The organism is Saccharophagus degradans 2-40, from assembly GCF_000013665.1.
GTDB lineage: Bacteria > Pseudomonadota > Gammaproteobacteria > Pseudomonadales > Cellvibrionaceae > Saccharophagus > Saccharophagus degradans.
Genome location: NC_007912.1, coordinates 2,559,095 through 2,579,009, shown reverse-complemented (window position 1 = coordinate 2,579,009; position 19,915 = coordinate 2,559,095). Strand labels below are relative to the sequence as shown.

Annotated in this window: 15 protein-coding genes; 9 read left to right on the top strand and 6 right to left on the bottom strand. The window is 43.4% G+C overall.

Annotated features, from left to right (window positions below; translation table 11 throughout):
- Position 1 precedes the first annotated feature (1 nt).
- Both SDE_RS10730 and SDE_RS10725 read left to right on the top strand, forming a co-directional pair.
- Positions 2 to 7,177: a tryptophan synthase alpha chain gene (locus SDE_RS10730; RefSeq protein WP_011468523.1), complete on the top strand. Its 7,176-nt coding sequence runs from the start codon at positions 2 to 4 to the stop codon at positions 7,175 to 7,177.
- Positions 7,167 to 8,060 (top strand): hypothetical protein, encoded by an 894-nt coding sequence (locus SDE_RS10725; protein ID WP_041324597.1) that lies wholly within the window; start codon positions 7,167 to 7,169, stop codon positions 8,058 to 8,060. The genes SDE_RS10730 and SDE_RS10725 overlap by 11 nt, the downstream gene beginning before the upstream one ends.
- 37 nt (positions 8,061 to 8,097) lie before the next feature.
- Here the strand turns inward: SDE_RS10725 and lepB are convergent, their stop codons facing one another.
- On the bottom strand, positions 8,098 to 8,823 hold the full coding sequence (gene lepB / locus SDE_RS10720) for a signal peptidase I (RefSeq protein WP_011468521.1): 726 nt from the start codon (positions 8,821 to 8,823) through the stop codon (positions 8,098 to 8,100).
- 237 nt (positions 8,824 to 9,060) lie between these two features.
- Here lepB and SDE_RS10715 point away from each other — a divergent pair, with 237 nt between their 5' ends.
- From SDE_RS10715 to SDE_RS10700, 4 genes are all read left to right on the top strand, one after another.
- On the top strand, positions 9,061 to 9,711 hold the full coding sequence (locus SDE_RS10715; protein ID WP_011468520.1) for a PEP-CTERM sorting domain-containing protein: 651 nt from the start codon (positions 9,061 to 9,063) through the stop codon (positions 9,709 to 9,711).
- A 261-nt stretch (positions 9,712 to 9,972) separates the two neighbouring features.
- Complete coding sequence (locus SDE_RS10710) at positions 9,973 to 10,614, top strand: PEP-CTERM sorting domain-containing protein (protein ID WP_011468519.1); 642 nt, start codon at positions 9,973 to 9,975, stop codon at positions 10,612 to 10,614.
- A gap of 387 nt (positions 10,615 to 11,001) precedes the next feature.
- Positions 11,002 to 11,304, top strand: coding sequence for a helix-turn-helix domain-containing protein (locus SDE_RS10705; RefSeq protein ID WP_011468518.1), 303 nt, complete (start codon positions 11,002 to 11,004; stop codon positions 11,302 to 11,304).
- Positions 11,305 to 11,309: 5 nt separating this feature from the next.
- Positions 11,310 to 12,524, top strand: a complete 1,215-nt coding sequence (locus SDE_RS10700) for a type II toxin-antitoxin system HipA family toxin (RefSeq protein WP_011468517.1) — start codon at positions 11,310 to 11,312, stop codon at positions 12,522 to 12,524.
- Between the two features lie 72 nt (positions 12,525 to 12,596).
- Here the strand turns inward: SDE_RS10700 and SDE_RS10695 are convergent, their stop codons facing one another.
- Positions 12,597 to 13,790, bottom strand: coding sequence for a methyltransferase (locus SDE_RS10695; RefSeq protein ID WP_011468516.1), 1,194 nt, complete (start codon positions 13,788 to 13,790; stop codon positions 12,597 to 12,599).
- A 143-nt stretch (positions 13,791 to 13,933) separates the two neighbouring features.
- Between SDE_RS10695 and SDE_RS10690 the strand changes: the two genes are divergently transcribed.
- The 3 genes from SDE_RS10690 (at position 13,934) to SDE_RS10680 (ending at position 15,701) form a co-directional block, all read left to right on the top strand.
- Complete coding sequence (locus tag SDE_RS10690; RefSeq protein ID WP_226986419.1) at positions 13,934 to 14,533, top strand: HAD family hydrolase; 600 nt, start codon at positions 13,934 to 13,936, stop codon at positions 14,531 to 14,533.
- Positions 14,534 to 14,596: 63 nt separating this feature from the next.
- A complete protein-coding gene (locus SDE_RS10685; RefSeq protein WP_011468514.1) occupies positions 14,597 to 15,172 on the top strand; it encodes a porin family protein in 576 nt (191 codons plus the stop codon).
- Positions 15,173 to 15,275: 103 nt separating this feature from the next.
- Positions 15,276 to 15,701 (top strand): methyltransferase family protein, encoded by a 426-nt coding sequence (locus tag SDE_RS10680; RefSeq protein WP_011468513.1) that lies wholly within the window; start codon positions 15,276 to 15,278, stop codon positions 15,699 to 15,701.
- A gap of 69 nt (positions 15,702 to 15,770) precedes the next feature.
- On the opposite strand, the gene SDE_RS10675 is transcribed toward SDE_RS10680, so the two are convergent.
- The 4 genes from SDE_RS10675 to SDE_RS10660 all read right to left on the bottom strand — a co-directional run bounded on the left by SDE_RS10675 (position 15,771) and on the right by SDE_RS10660 (position 19,915).
- Positions 15,771 to 16,196, bottom strand: coding sequence for an ATP-dependent zinc protease family protein (locus tag SDE_RS10675; protein WP_226986418.1), 426 nt, complete (start codon positions 16,194 to 16,196; stop codon positions 15,771 to 15,773).
- 33 nt (positions 16,197 to 16,229) lie between these two features.
- Entirely contained in the window at positions 16,230 to 17,267 is a 1,038-nt protein-coding gene (locus SDE_RS10670) for a succinylglutamate desuccinylase/aspartoacylase family protein (RefSeq protein ID WP_011468511.1), read from the bottom strand.
- 2 nt (positions 17,268 to 17,269) lie between these two features.
- On the bottom strand, positions 17,270 to 18,175 hold the full coding sequence (rimK, locus tag SDE_RS10665) for a 30S ribosomal protein S6--L-glutamate ligase (protein ID WP_011468510.1): 906 nt from the start codon (positions 18,173 to 18,175) through the stop codon (positions 17,270 to 17,272).
- Positions 18,176 to 18,295: 120 nt separating this feature from the next.
- A complete protein-coding gene (locus SDE_RS10660; protein WP_011468509.1) occupies positions 18,296 to 19,915 on the bottom strand; it encodes an ABC transporter ATP-binding protein in 1,620 nt (539 codons plus the stop codon).

Sequence of the window (19,915 nt, the reverse complement as noted above, 5' to 3'; positions counted from 1 at the left end):
AATGAATAATCGTATTAGTGAAAATACTATGAAGTTTCGCAGAGTTGGGCTAACACTCACTAAATTCTTGCTTTTATTAATAACCTGCGTAACGGTTTATACCCATGCAGATTCGGTAACTAAGGGCTATGTTTATTCGCGTGGCGTGGTTGAAGAAGACGATGGCACAAAATATTGGGCTGAATACAACCCCGAAACCGGACGGTTAGAAAATCACTTTCCCGCAACCGATACTTATGCGCTAGATAAAACCCTGTTAATTAGTGGGCTGCAATATCGCGCCTATGTGAATCGCTGGGAAGATATCAAAAAAACCTACAAAGATGCAGAAATACTTAGTGGCGGCACCGGTGAAGAACATCCGCCCATTAACATGGCGAGTGCCAAGCTCTTAACGGAGCAATTCAAAATTTTGCAACCAGAGTCCGCCGACCCTAATGTACCTACACCAGAGCCTATAACGTTCACCTTTACGGTAAACGATATAGAAACTGCAGTAGATGCATACGATATTAACGATGACGTTCGTCACGTAATTTTGCGTCCACCCGTATTTAAAGATACAGAACAGCAAGGGTACCAATATTTTCCCATTCTCAATAACAGCGGCGAAATTGATGTGGCTGCTGTTAAGCGCCATATTATTTTGGCGCAAATGCCAATCAACCCAGATGAAGTTATTGCAGAAAACACACTGTCTTTGTTAGTAAGTAGCAATACAGAAGAAATGAACAAGCGTGTGGTTAAAGAGTCGCCACATAATATAGGTTTACTTACAAGCTTTGTTAATGGTGTTGAAGGTGCAGAAGAATACGATGGTGAGGATTATCTCGGCATTAAATATGGTATTCAAAGTAATGACGAGACCGAATTTACTAACCCTATACAAGATGCCCATATAAGCACTTATGGTGGCATGGGGTTTGAGTTTCACGACCTAACAGATGAAGACGGAAAGTGGGGGATAGTGTTTGCTGGCTGGATAGGTGGGCCACCCTGTTGGATTATGACCGACATGTATTCGCCTATACAAATAGAAATGTACTCCAAAAGCTTCAACCCGCGCTTGCGCCGAGGCTACCCTTATTACGTGCAAATGCCGCATTACTTGCCCTGTAACGGCAATCATCCTTTAACCCATTTGCGTGCAATGTCCATCGCTACTAGTGGCGGGTTAAGCGGCGCTATGGCCGGGGTTAACTTAATAGCATTAGCTGCAACAAGTACTACGCCTATAATCCGTATGGATTACATAATGGATATGAAGATCCTAGCGGGCCAAGCGGAATTGAGTAACGAGCATTTAAGCAGAGATGCAACGCAAGATATATACAGCCCCATCGACCGTCGCTCAGAGGTTTTGGACCCAGCAACACAAGCGCAATGGGCCGCCAGTGGGTGGGATAAGTCTATTTCTGTAAGTGACTCTACACCCACAGAATACCGTGTAGATGCTGTAGACGATGCAGAATATAAAATTGTGCAACAAAACTTCGATCTTGATGGTGACGGCGAAAAAGATACTGTAAAAATTGGGCAATTTAATTGTAAAACACCAGCAGAAGATGGCGGGCAAGATCAAGACCGGCTAGTAGATAGAACGGAAAAATGTACTGAAGCAGAAGTGCTCGAGTTTAAGGTAAACGAAGCTGCTACCAATGAAAGTAAAATAGCAATTCAAACGGTTAAAGACGCTAAAAATTCAACGCCACCAGCGCCGTATTATCAGGCTATTTATTATTCAGCTAGTGCGGCAGAAGAAGGGGACGACCAACAACAAGCGCTACCAGATATTGTTCGTTTATTAGATGACGCTATTAACGACTACCATCAAGGCCTATTAAAAGTTATTGCTGAAGACGATTTACGCAATACAGACATTTATGTGTTTCGCGAGTCTTCAGGAGACTTACTTGCAGAGCGCAGTGGTTTGGCGTACCGAGATTTAAGTGCCGCCGAAGAAACAACCGACACCACAAACTTTGACGTTGATGAAACCAATTTTCATTACCGCCTACAAATGCGTGGCGGGGTTGAAGGCGCAAGCCGCATAAGTGGCCGTTATGGGCGTAGAGATGCAAACGGTAACCAACTAAGTAATTCGGCTGCTTTTGAACGCTGGCAAAACCTTTCGGGTATGAACCCCAAATTTTACGAGCGTGAAGCCGACCATATAAGACCGGGCGAACCCGTAAAAATAGTAGCCATAAACAGAGCAACTGGTTATATCGGTACCGCCAAAACAGTACTGGATATAAAAGACAGCATTTATACCGTGCCCAGTATTCGTGTGCCCAAAATAAAAATGGGCCCGCCTAACCTTAAAATATGGGCTGAACGCGAGCTAAAGGTTGAGTACGGCTTAACCAAAGACGAAGATCGCAATTATCTAATAGGTAGTGAGGGCGGCGCAGAAACAGACGATGTTGTTATTAAGGTTTACACCGAATGGTTAGATCAAGATGGTAGCGCTTTGCCTGAGCAGTTAAAAGATTTTGGCTATACTGCACGCCTAGGTAAGTTAACCGGCGAAAATACAATAGAAAATTATAACGTAAGCTTGCTTGAAGATGGCTCCGCCACAACAGCAGGCCAGAGCGTACGTTACTTTCCTATAAACCCCGGTAAAAACCTTCAGTTAATACGTGTTAGCGAGGCCAATGCCGGAACACAACATTTATACGTGCAGGTGAATGGTGAATCTTACCTACGCAACCCAGATTTCTCTGGCGACCCGGCTATAAATATCGAGATAAACAATAACGATAACCGCGCAAACAACCCTGTAGATTTTGATTCTTTGGGCGCAGGTACCGATCAACTTCAATACCGCCCCAAACACTATGTACCTATTTTAACGCCCATCTGGGATGAAAATTCCACGCTAGAAAATAAACTTTACTTCAAACAATGGGAAATCGCTCAAGAAGCCGCTGCAGCAGCAAATAACGGTACAGCCACTGACGAGCTTAACCCCTTTAAACCAGGTGCTGCATATAAGTGGCGTTATCGTCCTGAGTATCAGTTTACGGTTTATGACCTAGAAGTTAAAAAGGTTAGTCGAGTTAATATTGAGCCAAACGGCAATCAAACCGAAGATGATATTCTAGGTTTAAGCAACCCAATAATTGCTTCCACAGATGAATTGGTTAGCTTTATTTATAACTTAACTGATCAGGTGGCTAATCCGATTAGTTTGTTTAGTGGCGAATCAAAAGAACTTGTTTTAGCTCTAGGTGAAGAAGAGTTTGCGGTTAACTTTGGTAATGATCAAACGATAAATATAGAAAATTTGGATCAAATGGGGTCGTTAGATATTGAAGATTTTCTAACGTTAAGACTGTATACCAATAATGATGCCCATAATTTAATTTGGGAATATGCATTCGAGTACTTGGATTACTACGCGGTTATCGATGATGACAACTTGCCTTCGGATGTAGACGGTGCAATCGAAATATCAGCGGACGAAAATGAGTTCGATTTAGTCGCGCACTTAATAGGTTTCGCGAATCGTCCAGAAGATAAAAAATATGAAATAAACGTTATTTGGTTGAGAGAGGGCGAAGGCTGTAAGTTAGAAAAAACCTATGATAGCGATGATGAGTATGCCATTTTCAAAAATCATTTGACTATGCCTACTAAAACAGGAGATACCTGTAAAATAACCGCTAAGTTAACAAATGATACTAATAATCAAACTATTGAAGCGCCACTGCTATTTAGGATTGTTCCAGGTAAGGTAGAAACTGTAACAGCATCGGTGGACCCAGGTTCTAAATTATACGTAGGTGGTGCGGGAGTAGTTGAGGTTAAGGGGGTGGCGATTGACCAACATTCCAACCCCGTAGCAAATGGTACAGGTGTATCTATATTCACTGGCGGTGCTATCAAAGTTGTCGAAGCTCCCGGTAATACCGTAGACGGTGAGTTTTCGTTTAAAGTTGAGGGGGCGGATTATGCTGAGCTATCCTCACTTACGCTGCGTGTTGGCGAAAAAGAAGATGAAGTAGATATTCAGGTTGACCCCGTTGATATTAGTTTCGAAGGTTTAGCTGAGGAGGTTCAGGGCGGAGCCAAAATAGACTTTTTTGTAACCGCAAGTGCGGGTGGTAACGATGTAGCCAATTATGAAGTAGATGTATGGGTAGAAAATGGGGGGCGTTTAACTAAATCCACGGTTATAACAGACTCTTCTGGACGTGCTCCTATTTCATTGCTGTCCCCACCTATCGGCACAACTTTAACTGTAAAAGCAATGGTTGCAATGCAGCCGCCTACAGAAGCAACTGTTACCGTTACGCCAAACCATAATGCCAATCGATTAAATACTCAGCGCGCAAAACTTGTTGGTGACGCTAATACAGAAACGTTATTCGAATACACCCGATGGGACGATAATGCTTTTTCTGTGAATAAAGCTATAACTGGGTCGGTTAATATCAGTGGCACACCGGATGATGAAGTTGTAGCTACATTGGGGGATATCTTCCAGCCCAACCGATTGACTCAAGCGTCTTATTGGATGAACGATGCGAGCTTCGCCAAAGATGAGGTTGGTTTTTCAAATGGTGAGCTAGAGTATGTTGGTTTGTCGTCAGATACCAAACAATATGCTGGTGGCAGCTATAGCTTTAGTCAAATAGCTGTAAATAGTCGCATGGTTGTTCCTAGTGCTCCTCGCATTAAATTAACCAATGATATTTCATTTAAGCTCGATTTAAAGCCAGGGCAGCATGCTGGTGAAATAATTAATTTAGGTAATGCTCTTAAGCTTGTTCTACTAGAAACAGGCCAGCTGCAATTGACAGCAGTGAATGAAAATTCAGAGGTATTTACCGTAGAGCAAACCGAAGTATTGCCTCTTGAATACTGGCATACCATTGCAGGTTCATATACAAACGGCAAGCTTACATTGGCGGTTAATAGCGAACGATATGAAACTGATGTAAATGGAATTTTAGCATTCGACGAAGCCGAAGAAGTTGACGACTTGGTAGTGGGTGCAGGCTATACCGGCTTAATGAACAGCTTAAAATGGTATAACTTAGCTAGTGAGCCATTGGTACTTTTTGAAAACAACCAAGAAGTAATAAGTGTTGTAATCGGCCCAACAGGCACAACCACTGTGGGTGTAACTAGCACGGGTAAAATGCAAAGTTTCTCTGGTAGGTTACCTGCACAGAGCGTTGCTATTACATCTGCTGAAACCTCTAGTACGGTCGAATTGCTCTCAACACCTACTTTTGAAGCGATAGCTGCATCCACTTTAGCTGCAGGTATTGTATCTGGTGCTCCTGAATTTGACCTGTCATTTATGGAGGATGACTACGAAGACGGTACGTTTAGATACGCGGTCCTGCAGTCTGATGCCATATTCCCCAGAGCCTATGCTTATGACATTAGTTTTTGGACCATTATCGATATTGCTTCAGCGTTAATAGGTCTAGATAGTCTGCAGGTTATTTGGACCCAGGTTGGTAATATGCTTGCAGGAAGAGATGTAGATGTCGTGTCCTTCTCTGTAGCAATTCTAGATGTACTGTCACTATTCCCTCCAGCTGCACCACTTAAGGCTGTAACTGTACCTGCAAAATTGGCGATTAAACTCCTTAAACTGGGTAACAACAAGGCCGTTAAATACCTAGGCGGAGTAATGAAAAAGATGTTCCAAAAGGCCAAAGGGAGAGATTTCACTTTGGTTTACCAAGGAATCGCCTTCTTTATTATTGTGGCAGATATGGCTTTAGATGAAGAAGCTAGGGCAGGGATAACTGAAGTTGCCAAAATGATAAATTCAACGGACGATTTTTTAGATATCCTTGACTTCTTTTCGCTGGCCGATGATGAAATTTCACTTGAAGCGGCAGCAATCCATAACCAGGGTGAGTATTATTCTTTATTCCCCAGCGCCTATGCTTCTGTTGCTAGCGGGGCTGGGGTGGCTATAGGTAAAACCCTTAAGGAAATCGCTCCAGTACTGGCTAAGTCAGGAAAAGAGGCGCCCAAAACTCTGGGGGAATTGGGTAGGGTTTTAAAGGAAACTGATAAAGCTTTTTTAAAGAATATTAGCTTTGATAAAAATTTCTTAACTGGAATACTTAGCAACTTTAAGGCTGTAGGTGTTTCAAAGATTAGAGGTTTTCTTCTTAATAACCGGCAGCGTGTTGGCCCGATCACATTAACAGCTATTATCGCCTATTTGGAAACAGAGCTGGAGGCGGGGAGATTCTTAAATGCGGAGGCCATTCCCAACGATGAGGATAGGCAGCGCTCTATTGAAGAATTAAGAAAGCTTTATGTTACTGCTTTACCAGGTGTTGCAGCGGGGGAGAAAGCTTATGGGAATTTTGTGGCTAAGGCTTTTGGTGCTCAGTTTCAGCTTTTACAGCTGGGTATTTTGCACGGTATGGCTGAGTCTGTGTCTATAACGGATTTAAATCCCAATCGAATTGTAGGCATCGAGGTGGATAGAAAAGTACTAATTTTCGAGCTTGAAGAAGATCTAAGAGAAATAAAGTCTATGGCTCGAGCTGACCGAGTGTATTCTAATCTTAATGCTTTTAGGATCTTTACTCGAGAAATAGATATTCTGACTGGAACTCGAGATTCTAATGAGATTTGGCGGGAAATGAAGTCTTATAAAGGGATTGGTACTAGTAAAACAGGTAATTCACCTGTTAAGTATAATGGCTCTGTTACTCCTTGGAAATGGAATCAGGGTAAGGGTGATGTGGACAGTGAGACAGGCGATGGCAAGAAGAAGAACGGAACTGTTCACAGGCAGCTTACTCTTGATCGGGTGGCAAAAGGTACTTTTGCTGCTATGGGGAAAAAAGAACTTACGTCTAAAAACCTCAATCTTTACGGTGTAACTATAAATGTACAAGAAGTTTTCTGGCATTTCCATGACTTTAAAACCAAAACAACAGAAAACCCTGCTTTGAGTGAGATAATAGACCAGTTTACAAAGCCTCCGGTGGGGGTAAGTACATTTTATACGAAACGTCAAAATCCATATTTGGCAAAAATTGATAGTGATACGTTTATTTTAGGTAACTTAGACTTATTTATCACTTCATCAAAGACAGAGCTTGAAGAGGCGATAAAGGCAGAGATCAAAGATAAAATTGATAATATTGAGGAGGAAGTCATTGGAGCCGTCGTTGAAAATTAAATTGGAAGCAGATATTACTTGGTTAAAAAGCAGAGAAGCTCTTTGGGTTGTATACGAAAAAACGTATTCGAACGGGCCTGAAAGTGGTGATATTGATCTTATTGATGCTCGTAAAAAATGGTTTTTGGAGGGCGATTTAAATCCACTTGTTCAACTTGCTGTAGAGAGAGGGGATGAAAATGGCGAATTAAGTATGTCTTTAGTACTAAATCTTTGCCCTGCTCAGAGCGTGGAGCAGCATAGTGAGTTCCTTAAGAGGTTCTGCTTATTTTTGTCTAGAAAAAAAATAGGTTGGTGGGCTGATGGCGTTGAGGATAAAAATAGAGAAGCAATACAAACCTTTAGTAATATATTCTCCGGAGCTCAGAATTCAGATCAGGCCAATATATATGAGTATTATTTTGAAAAATTAATTCCCGTTGATGGAGAGGTAACTTTTCCATTTTCACTTGGTGACGACAATTGGGTACCTTCGTTCAGGGTTAATGTCCCGTCCTATGTACGAAAAATGCTTTATTCTATGTGGCGTTATCTATACGGTCGGAATTCACATAAGGCTTTTTCACATGTAAGGTTAGCGTTATCCTTTGTAAGACAAAATGTTGCCTCCATTGATGCAAAGGTTTTCGATGTGGATTACTTGGATGAAGATTACTATTCTGAATCTGGTGAGTATGTAAATTGTGTTGGGCAGGAATGCATGCGGGAAATTCTTGCAAGATTAAATGGTTATAATATTTGGCCGAGCGACGGAGATGAGTGTAAGTGTTACGATCTTGAGTTTGAGGCTGAGCTGAAAAAAGTGTTCGAAAATGCAAGCATGCCTCCTGCGTATTACCAATTGCTTGATTTTATTCACGAACACAAAGAAGATTGTGTTTAACTTGGCTCTTTGCTGTTGATTTTATCTCGCATGTGGCTTATTGCACTATTGATTCCCTTGGCGTAGGTGTTGCTTTTTTGAATTGTTTGGTTAGTCTGTTTTTTAAAATTCTGTCTGATGTGTAAAAGTTGAACCAAACGAAATCCACTTTACCTATTAGATTATTAGAGCTAACCCACCCAAAGCTTCTGCTGTCTATACTGCGTAAAGCGTTGTCACCCTCGACAAATAGCTCGAACTCGGCATTAGCACTTGATTGCTGGGTTCGAGTTATACGTTTAACTAATATTGGCTTGTTATTTCCACCTTTAAAAACTATTACATCGCCAACATGAGGTGGATTGGTTTTATAGTGCCATGTATCAACTAATACAATATCGCCCGGCATAAGCGTGGGCTGCATAGAGACAGAGGGTATATGGTAAAAAGCAAACCCAAAGATATGCGCTTTATAAGTGTGGCTACCAACAATAATCACTAGGTTTACAGCTGTAAGTACAAAAAAATGCGTAAGTGCTTTTACGTTTGCGACTGTATTTATATGTTTTAGTGCGTTTAAAAAAGTAAATAGATGAATTAAGGCTAAACCTATAAGTAGTAGGCATAGCCCGTATCTGAAGGTAATTAAACGTGTAATACACAGCAATATAACCCAAGCCAAGCCAAGTAAAGGCACTAAACTGCCTGCCCAGTACCTGTTGGCAAACATTGGGCCTGCGCCGGGAACGATTAAGCTTAGAAATATTTTTATTGTAGTTAACATTTTGTTGTTTATATTTGCTTAGGTATTTTCTCTGTGAAAAAGAAAAAGCTTTGCCGAAAATTGGTAGATTTGGGTCAGCTGGATAAATTCTAAATGGCTTTAAATTCAACAATCGGTTATATTATGCGCACTTTATAGAATCTAAACGAAGTGCCAAACTATTGGCAGCAAGGTTGTACTAATTGTAACCGAAAACTGGCACAGACCAGTACAAGTAACCCATTTTGGACCATATTTATGCGATTTAAATTTTTAGTTAGTTCTGTGCTTGCGTTTGGCTTGGCTAGCGGTGCACATGCAGGCTTAATTAATGGCGACTTCGAAGACGGACTTAACGGTTGGGAGGCCTACGATGATGTTGCCGAAAATGGTGGGGTAGCAATCATAGGGGACAACGCAGCATATGGTGCAAGCACGCTGTTTCAGGCCAGCAATACAGGTGCAGGCGTTGTAAACTTCGAATTCGATTTTTTGGCTGATATTTCTGATGATATCTCATCAAGTCATTTCTCAGATTTTTTCGCAAGCTCCTTGTATTTTACTGACGATATATCAACTTTTGATCTATTCGGTGGCTATGATGACGTTCAATGGATGTTTGATGTAGATGCCTATGGTGAAATCGTTTATGAAGGTTCAGTTACAGACAGTGCTGTTGGGACAGGCTGGAGACACTTTAGTTTTGAATTTGTGAGTAGCTATGACTATGTCGTAACGGTGTTCGATATCTTTGATATTAATGGTAATGTTGATTCTACATTCCAAATAGATAACGTTTCGTTATCCGCAGTAATAGCTAGCGTGCCAGAACCCTCTAGCTTGGTACTATTCCTTTCGCTTTTAGGGTTTGCCGGTCTAGTTAGAGTGCGTGCTTTAAACACCAAATAAAGCCCATAGCCGTAAAAAAATATTAAAAAGCTCTGCTTTTAAAGCAGGGCTTTTTTTGTAGCTGCATATTCGTGTTTTTGCGATATTAAAACGTTTCCGTTTAACCTCAAGCCCTGTGCCTGTCGGGTTTATTTACACATCAACAGCCCGTAAAACCTTATGTATACGTAAGTTGTTGTTATATAAAGCTAATTTTTATTGGCATGCAAATTGCTTTAGCGGCACTAGTATTAACTTTTTTATTTTCTAAGGAATGTGTAAATGAGCTATTTAAAGAGCGTTGCTTTAACAGTAATGGCGCTTACTTTTTCAGCGGTTTCTAATGCAAATCTGCTAGTAAATGGTGATTTTGAGGATGATGTGGGCCTTACTGGCTCTCGCTGGGGTGTTTATAGCAGCATCAATGGCTGGCAGACCTATTCTGGCCCTGGTATTGAAATTCAGCGTAATACTATTGTGGCTGCACAAAGTGGCAATCAATACGTAGAGTTGGATTCGCATACAGGTACAGATACTAACTCGGTAATGTACCAAGCGATTGATAGCTTATCTGTTGGTGCTAGCTACGAGCTTAGCTTTTGGTACCATGCTCGCACTAACAACGGTGCCGCAAACGATAACGGTATAGAAGTGCTGTGGGGCGATAGCTTGCCTGGCGCGACTGTTTTAGATTTGGAAGGTTATTCACGTAACAGCAATCTTGGCTGGATGAACTTTAGCCTAGATTTAGTTGCAACAGCAGAAACTATGTTTTTGTCTTTTGGCGCAACGGGTTTAGATAATACTCTAGGCGGCTTTATCGATAACGTAAGTCTTACTGCTGTACCAGAGCCGGGCACTTTAGCGTTGTTTGCTATTGGCGCTGCAGGCCTCTTAGTTGGTCGTCGCCGCTTACAGAGCTAATTGTTCTAGGTGCATGTAATACAGAAGCCGGCTTTTATGCCGGCTTTTTTATGCCCAATTGATGCGCAGTTTAGTTTACGTCGTTACAACATTACTTCTCTTACTTTCCATTCCTTTTCTTTTCTTACCCACACCACACATGCTGCACCTTTCTATAAAAGCACTTTCTTTCTGAATTTAGCGTGGTTAGCCCGTATAAAACTTAAATAGCGCTGGGGTGGAAGCCCTAAATACAGCGGTGTCAAATGCTTACTGCCTGCTAGTTCTTACCCATTTGTATAAATCCCTTGCTTTAATTCAATAGTGTTGCCAGTATTGTGTACATATAAATACTCAAATACTGCTAAAATGTATATATAAGTGTACATTTTAGGGTAGAGGGAAGGCATGCCTAGAGACGATTACCTAAGTGGAATTAGCGCAGAAGCGCTTAATTTACACGCTATATTTGCACAAAACATCAAAGAAGCGCGCAAAGCCCGCGGTTGGAGCCAAATAGAAGCTGCAGAGCGGTGTTTACTGTCGCGTGGCGCATACCGCGCAGTTGAAAATGGCGAGCTTGGTACAGCTATAGGAGTGTATTGGTTGGTGTTAGATACCTTCGGCCTGATAGACGGCGTAGCCGAGCTGGCGGCACCGCATAAGGACGAAATAGGGCGCCGCAACCGCGAAGTGCGGGCTAAGAGGTAACAACAATGGCTTACGAATTAGCGTATGTTTTTGCCGCTAGCCCCACTGGCGAGCAGCACTTTGCGGGCACGCTCGAATCCAAGACTGGCACAGGCACGTTCACTTATGCCGCTAGCTGGTTGGCAAACGATTGGGCCTACCCACTAGACCCATTAAATCTACCCCTTTCAACTAAACGTTACCGAGCACTTAACAAGCACGGCTTATTTGGTGTGTTTTGTGATGCTGCGCCAGATGATTGGGGAACGCGTATTATGCTGCTGCGCCACGAGCACGCGCCTGCAAACGAACTCGAGCGGTTAATTCGCACAAGCGGAGGTGGGGTTGGCTGCCTGCGTTATAGCTTGTCGCGCGGGCAAGCTAAAGTGCCGGCGCCATTGCCCACAATGCAGCACTTACACGATTTAGCTAAAGCTGCAGAGAAGCTAGAACTAAAACACAAACTTGCCCCCGAAGAATTAGCCTTGCTCGAGCCTGGGTCATCTATGGGCGGCGCACGGCCAAAGGTTACCGTCGCCGATGATGAAACTCGTTGGTTAGTTAAGTTCGCAAAAGCATGGGACCTAGTGGATGTTCCCTTGCTGGAATACTGCAGTATGCAGTTTTTAAAAGATGTACTTGGCTTGAACGTACCAGAAACTCGATTGATTAATGTGGGGGGTAAAAACGCGTTTGCGATTGTTCGATTTGATGGTGTGGCTAATTCACCAAAGCATTTTATTTCTGCCAACAGTTTGTTTAACCAAGATCGTATTCGCCCCATCGAAGATTCAAAGCGTAACCCATATTCCTATTGCAACTTGGCCAGCATTATTCGCAAGCACTGCTCGAATTTTAAAGAGGATAATAAAGAGCTGTTTATGCGTATGGTTGCCAACATTGTAATGGGGAATACCGATGACCATGCGCGTAATCATGCTTTGTTATTTGATATTACTACCGCTAAGTGGCAGCTTTCACCGGCTTACGACATGCTGCCCATAGTGGCTACACGCAGCGGTTTACAAGCTATGGGAGTTGGTGAGCATGGAGCGAAAGCTACGTTAGAAAACGCTTTAAGTTACGCAAATTTATTTGGTTTAAAAACTGCAGAAGCACAAGCTCTGTGTCAAAAAGTTAGTAACGCCTACACTGGCTGGCCAGACTATTGTTTGCAAAACGGTATGCAAGCAGCGGATGTGCAACTCGTGCAAGGCGCTATGCTTAATGAGTTGAATTGAAATGAACTGCTAAGTAGTAAAAATAAAGGCGCCTTGGTCGCGAATGTAAATACATTTTATCTTGGTGTTAATTTAATGCGTGTTTAATTTAGCATTTATAATAATATTTCTGGGTGTTAAAGCCCGGTCGCAAAACTGATTAATGACTACAGTGTAATTCGCTTCTTCGAGGCGCAGTGCTAAATCTAACACCAGCCATAACTCTAACGCTCGCCTATATGCATGGCGAACTAGTTGTAGTCTGCGTAATTTTGCCCAGCGCACTTCGCCTGCTTTTTCATAATGCTGCCATTGAATATTTTGCGGTAGCGTTAAATTTTTTAATGCAGCTAATGTACGGCAATAATGCTCGAAGCCATTATTAAGGGCGGAAAGGGGCAAAGATGGAGTGTTTAAATAGCTATCACTTTGTCTTATGTCTCGCTGTAAACAATCAAACCCTAACCGCCACGTTGCTTGTTTATGGCTAAGGCTTTGCTCTCTTGGTGTAGCTGTAACGCACTCTTGTACAGCCAAATGCAAATCTGTGCGGTCTAGCTGCAAATTGTGTTTAAGTGCAGTTTTCGAAAGCGGTGTGTAAGTATCGTCTAGCCATAATGGGTAGCAGCACGGTGCAAACGTTAGGGCGGCAACAGGGTGGCTTGTAGCTTGGGCTACCAAGCTTCTATGCAGGTCGCCGCAGGCGTGTAAGGCGCAAATATGTGAGCTTGCAGGTAAGGCTACACCTAGCTTAAGTACATCGGTTGCCACAAAGTGCGTGTTAAGGTTGCGTTTACGCGCTAACACATTGCCTTGCTGGCACAGGGTTGGGTTATATTCCAAGGCTAGGCAGGGGGCTGCATATAGCGCAGAAAGGGTTCGGCCTAGGTGCGCTTTGCCACTGCACCAATCTACAAGTATGTCGCCCTCTGGTTTGAACGCTTCGGCAAACGCTTTTATTTGCTTGGCTTTTCTGCCGGGTATGCCAGCATCCCACTGCTTGGGCAGCGCTGTGGCTGAATTTGCGTTCATCTCTAGTTCGGTTAGAGCAGTAAGCTGTGTAATGTGTGGCAAGTGTGCGCTAAGCCACAGGGGGATTAGCTCTGGTTGTTGCTCTAGCTCGGTGAGCTGGTTTTCGCTTAAGCTTAGGCATTGCTCTGTTAAAGCCGGGTAGAGCTTTAGCCAAGAAGGGGATGGGTTTACAAAAAGCGACGGCTGCCACAGCAATTTACTGCTAACAAGCTCTTGGTGTAGCTGTAAAAATAAGGTTTGCAGGGGCGAAGGCATAAAAGGTGTACTTTTCTACTTAGTTGGCTGTGAGCAAGTGTGCAGTATTAGCGCACATTTTACTGCTTTATGGCATGGGCGTTGGTGTGTTTTAACTTTAAAATTTACTTTTTACAGTGTGAGCAACTTTTATGGATGCACGAGTGACGACTTTGTTGTTTGACTTAGGTGGTGTGCTAATTGAATTAGATGGCAGCCCCCTTAAGGATCATTGGCTAGAAACGCCTGTTAGCTATGCCGATGCTTGGCTGCGTTGGGGGCAGTCGCCGGTAGTCAAAGCCTTTGAAACAGGCATTATGACCGCCGATGAATTTGTAGAGCGTATTATCGCCGAGCAAGGGCTGTTGATTTCTGCCGAGCAATTTAAGCAGGAATTTACTCGTTGGCCAAAGGGCTTGTTTACTGGCGCGAGGGAATTATTGTTGAACTTGCGAAAAGACTACACATTAGGCTTTTACTCCAATACCAACGAGCTGCATTTACCCTGGTTAACAAAAGATTTAGGTCTAGAAAGCTTATTTGACTATTGCTTTGCGTCGTATGAGATTGGTTACTTCAAACCAGATACACATGGCTTTGCCTACGCGTCCGATAAGATGGGGGCAGACCCGCGCAGTATTTTGTTTATAGACGATAATATGATCAACGTGGAAGGCGCGCGCAAAGCGGGTTTGCATGCAGAAAAAGCATTTGAGCTCGAAGAAGTGAAAGCGGTACTGCATAAATACGGCTGTACGGGTTAATATACGCCGCAATTAAGGATTAGGCCGCAGGGCCAGCAAGCTTCTATAAAAAGAGATACCCCTATGACCAAGCTACTAGCTAAAGCTCAAATACTTATACTTATTGGTAGTGTATTAGCCCTATCGCAAGGCGCCATGGCCGATCGCGAACGCGGTGTGTATATAGGTGGGGGGTTAGGGCAGGCAGATATAGGCGTTGATAACTTCCTTGGGGGTAAGATTCCCGTAAAAACAGCCGAGTTATTTGCCGGTTATAAATATAATAACTGGCTTGGTCTAGAAGTTAGGATGGGGGCAAGCTTGCGCGATGAAACCTACGCGCTCGATTCAACTAGCCCAACAGGACGCATCGAGTTGGCATCGCTATGGATTAACCAATACCGTTCTATTTATTACCGCCCAGAGATTACCAATGATATTGCAAAAATATATGGCTTAATAGGTATGACGCTAGCGCAAACTACATCCACTATTAAAGATGTAGATTACCATGCAAGCGCAGAGGGTAACTCGTACGGTATTGGGGCGGGTTTAATACTAAACGAAAAAACCTATTTTAATTTGGAATATCGTATCCTTATAGAAACCGAAATAGATACGTTTAGTATTATCGGTTTTAATGTGGATTACCGTTTTTAGTGGCTATTAGTGTGCAAAGAGAGTCCTAAAAATTAGCGTGTTCAAAAGCAGTATTTTAAAAAGAAATGCCGTACCACCATTGTTTTGGGTGCTGGCATTTTGCGTGTTAGTTGAGCTTTGCTTTCATATATCCCTTTTTTGCCCTGTAAACCTAATTTTATTTATCCCCAGTGTTGCGCTTTATATAGCAAGCTTAAGCATTGCGCTTGTTGGTGCTGGTGTAATTCTTGCCGGCGCATATCTGTTTAAAAAACACCAAACTACCGTAAACCCTATGCACCCAGAGCGTAGCAGTACTTTGGTGCAAACTGGTGTTTATAGGTTTACGCGCAACCCTATGTACTTAGGCATGCTGCTTATAATTCTTTCTTACTTGCTGCTAAGGTTTAGTTTTGTAGGGTTGGTATTGCCAATTGTGTTTGTGTTTTTAATGACACATATGCAAATAAAACCAGAAGAAGAAATGCTGACCAAATTGTTTGGTGATGCGTACTTGCAGTATTTGCAGCGTGTTAGGCCTTGGCTGTAATAGCAGTAATCGCAGAAGCATAAACTACCCGCTAGTATTAACGGGTAGTTTAAGAAGTCGATCAATTAGTTATTTTGGTGATGAAGTAACTAAAAACGTTTCTGATGGGTCTACCAACACTTTATCGCCCATGCCTTGTCTGCCAAAAAGCATTAGGTAGGTCATATCCGAGCGATTGGTTAATGTAAGCTCTATTGGCCAGCTTTGGTCGCCTAGTACCAGCGTGGTTTTAATTACGTAGCGTTCTTGCGATTCACCGTTGGATGATTTTATTTGGCGTATATCTTTTAACGGTGCGGTAGCTTCTATTACGCTTTCTACATTGTATATATCTGGGTGAATGTCGAAGCGCACGTGGGGGCGGCCGTTTTCTTTAAAGCGGCGAATGTTATCCACGTGCAGCGAGGATGTTTTTGCGCCAGTGTCTACGCGAATTTGTAAATCGAAAATACCCAAATCTGGTAAATCACAGGTTTCGATACTTCCGATTATCATTTTTTTTTCCATAAAATCTCTCGTCTTTTTGTACTACATGCCCGTGTAGGTTGAAGGGTCCTGATCTGTTGGAAGTAGAATATCTTGCATTTTCTCAATATTCTCTACAATTTCTTCGTCTGCTTCAGAAAAATATGCAATATGGAACATTGCATCGCCTTCTTGCACCAGCGGAATGTTTTGTTTGCCAATAATAATGCCAGAGCGACTGGCTTTTACGGTGTCTAGTCGTTCGCCGTAGGGGCTGCCAATGTAGGCGAGGGCATCACCTTTTTGTACCTGGTCACCTAGGTTTTTTAGGTTATTTACTATGCCGCTTTCATTTGCGCGTTGCCAAGCACTGGTGTTGGCAACAAAGGGTTTTACTGGTTTTTTACGAATGCGCTTTTTAGTCATATCTAAATGGCTAAGCACATTTAAAATACCACGCAAGCCCGCGCGAATAGAAAGCTCGTCGTAACGCAATGCTTGGCCCGCTTCGTACAATAATATTTTAGTGCCAGACTCGACCGCAGCTTGGCGCAACGAGCCATCGCGTAGGTTTGAATTAAGTAACACGGGTACGCCAAAAACTTCTGCAAGTTCCAATGTTTCTGGGTCGTCTAAGTCTGCACGTATTTGTGGCAGGTTAGAACGGTGGATAGCACCGGTATGTAAATCTATACCGTAATCGCAGTGCTTCACTATTTCGGTTAGGAAAGTATCGGCCACACGCCCCGCAAGCGAGCCTTTTGGCGAGCCTGGAAAGCAGCGGTTCAGATCGCGGCGGTCTGGCATATAGCGGCTTTGGTTAAGTACGCCGTACACATTCACCATAGGAACTAAAATAAGCGTACCGCATTTTAATTTAGGTGATTTAAGCTGAATTAAGCGGCGAATAATTTCTATGCCATTCAATTCATCGCCGTGCACAGCGGCAGATACGAAAACTGTGGGGCCGGGTTTACGCGAGCGAACAACGTGAATCGGCATACACATATCTGTGTCTGTATACAGCTTTACTACTGGTAGCTCGATACGTTGTACCGAGCCGGGTTTAATTTCTACACCGCCAATTACCAGTGGGTCCATTGTTAGCCTTTACCGCGTGTTTTAGTATTGTTGGGTTTAGCGTTGGCTTCTATAAATTCCATTACCAATGCCGCTACGTCTTTATTGGTAGCATTTTCTATGCCTTCTAAACCCGGGGAGGAGTTTACTTCCATAACAACGGGGCCGTTGTTGGATTGTAAGATATCTACGCCGCATACATTCAAGCCCATTACTTTGGCTGCATTCACGGCGGTGGCTCGTTCTTCTTTGCTCAATCTTACTAAAGTGGCGGACCCGCCGCGATGAAGGTTGGAGCGGAACTCGCCTTCGGCGCCTTGACGCTTCATAGCGGCAACCACTTTATTACCCACCACAAAGCAGCGTATATCTGCACCGCCAGCTTCTTTAATGTATTCCTGCACCAAAATGTTGGCGTTTAGCCCCATAAAGGCTTCTAGAATGCTCTCTGCAGTTTTGTTGGTGTCGGCTAATACAACGCCAATGCCTTGTGTACCTTCTAGTAACTTAATTACTAAAGGGGCGCCGCCCACATTCTTAATTAAGTCTTTGATTTTGTCTGGACGGTTGGCAAAACCTGTACGGGGTAGGCCCACACCTTTGCGCGATAGCAGTTGTAGCGAGCGCAATTTGTCGCGCGAACGGCTAATAGCTACAGATTCGTTTACACAGAATGTGCCCATCATTTCGAATTGACGCACTACCGCCGTACCGTAAAAGGTAATGGACGCGCCAATGCGAGGTATGACGGCGTCATAGTAGGGTAGTTCTTCGCCGTGGTAGCGCACCGCGGGTCGGCTCATGGTGATATCCATGTAGCAATGCAGTGTGTCGATTATATCTACTGTGTGGCCACGGGCCTCGCCGGCTTCTTTTAAGCGGCGAGTAGAATAGAGGTTAGGGTTGCGTGATAGGACGGCGATTCTCATAGGGATTCCTGTATGCGAGGTGGCGCCCCAAATTGGTCTGGGGGCGCAATGCGCGAAGTGTAGTAGCGATGGGCCTATTTATGCAATCGGTGATCGCAATATGTTTTACTTAACTACAGTTTAGTGCATATTTTGTGTCATAAAAGTTGGAATCGCGCTAATTAACGTTTGGGTATAAGGGTGAGTGGGCTGGTTATAAATGTCTTCGGTAGGCCCTTGCTCTACAAGGTTGCCGTTGTGCATAACCATTACTCGGTCGCACAGGTAGCGCACAACGGCTAAATCGTGCGAAATAAATAACATAGCGAGGCAGTGCTTTTGAGTAAGGTTAAGCAGTAGCTCTAATATTTGTGCTTGGATGGTTACATCCAACGCCGATACGGGCTCATCGGCAATTATGAGCTTTGGTTGTGGGGCTAAGGCGCGAGCTATGGCTATACGCTGGCGCTGGCCACCAGAAAACTCATGGGGGTATTTGCGCACAAACTTACGGGCAAGGCCTACGTCATCCATTAAGGTGTTAACTTTCTCCACCACATTGGTTTTGTTGGCAATGCCGTGCAAAAGCAGCGGTTCTGCCAGCGCGTCAAATACCGTTAACCTTGGGTTAAGCGACGCGTACGGGTCTTGAAAGATCATTTGAAAATCTTTGCGGGCTTGTTTTAGCTTGTCACCTTGCAAGGTGTGAATGCAATGTTGGTCTATGTTTATTTCGCCGTTATCGGCGTTAATTAATTTAATAACACTGCGACCAAGGGTAGATTTACCCGAGCCAGACTCACCAACTAACCCGAGTATTTCGCCTTGCTGAATTGAAAAGCTAATATCTTTTACCACTACCTTACGGGCGGCCTTTTTGCCAAACCAACTGGTGGTTTCTTGCGCGAAGCTGGTGGAAAGATTATTAACCGTTAACAAAGGGTTGGTTTCGGTAGCGGTATATTTAACCTGCTTGGCTTTATTGGGAATAGCAGCAATTAATTTTTTTGTATAAGGGTGCTTTTGCTCGCTAAAAACGCTCGCAGTTGCACCGCTTTCTACCACCTTACCTTCTTTCATAACGATAAGCTGGTCGGCAATTTGTGAAACTACAGCTAAGTCGTGCGAAATAAAAATGACACTTAGGTGTCGCTTCTGCTGGATCGATTTAATCAACTGTAGAATTTGCGCTTGTACGGTTACGTCCAGTGCAGTTGTTGGTTCGTCGGCTATTAATAATTCTGGCTCGGTAATCAAAGCCATGGCGATCATGGCGCGCTGTCGCATACCGCCAGAAAATTCATGAGGGTAGGCACGTATGCGTGTGTCGGCGTCTTTAATACCCACTTCTTGTAGAAGCTGTATCGCCTTTTCGGTTGCCTGTTTTTTAGTGCTTTTGTGGTGCAAGCGATAGGCTTCTATTAGTTGATCACCTATACGCATGTGCGGGTTGAGGGAGGTCATAGGGTCTTGAAAAATCATGCTAATTTTTCTGCCGCGCACACTGCGTAATTCCGCTTCTGTTTTAGTAAGAAGGTCTTCGCCGTTAAACAGAGCGCTGCCATTAACCACTTTGCCCGGTGGGCTAGGAATTAAACCTAGCAAACTGTAGCAAGCAACAGATTTACCCGAGCCGGATTCGCCAACTATGCCAAGTATTTGGCCCGCTTCTAGGGTAAAGCTAACGTTATCTACAGCGGTGGTTAAACCTTCGCGTGTATAAAAGTGGGTGGTTAAATTTTTAACTATTAGGTGGCTCAT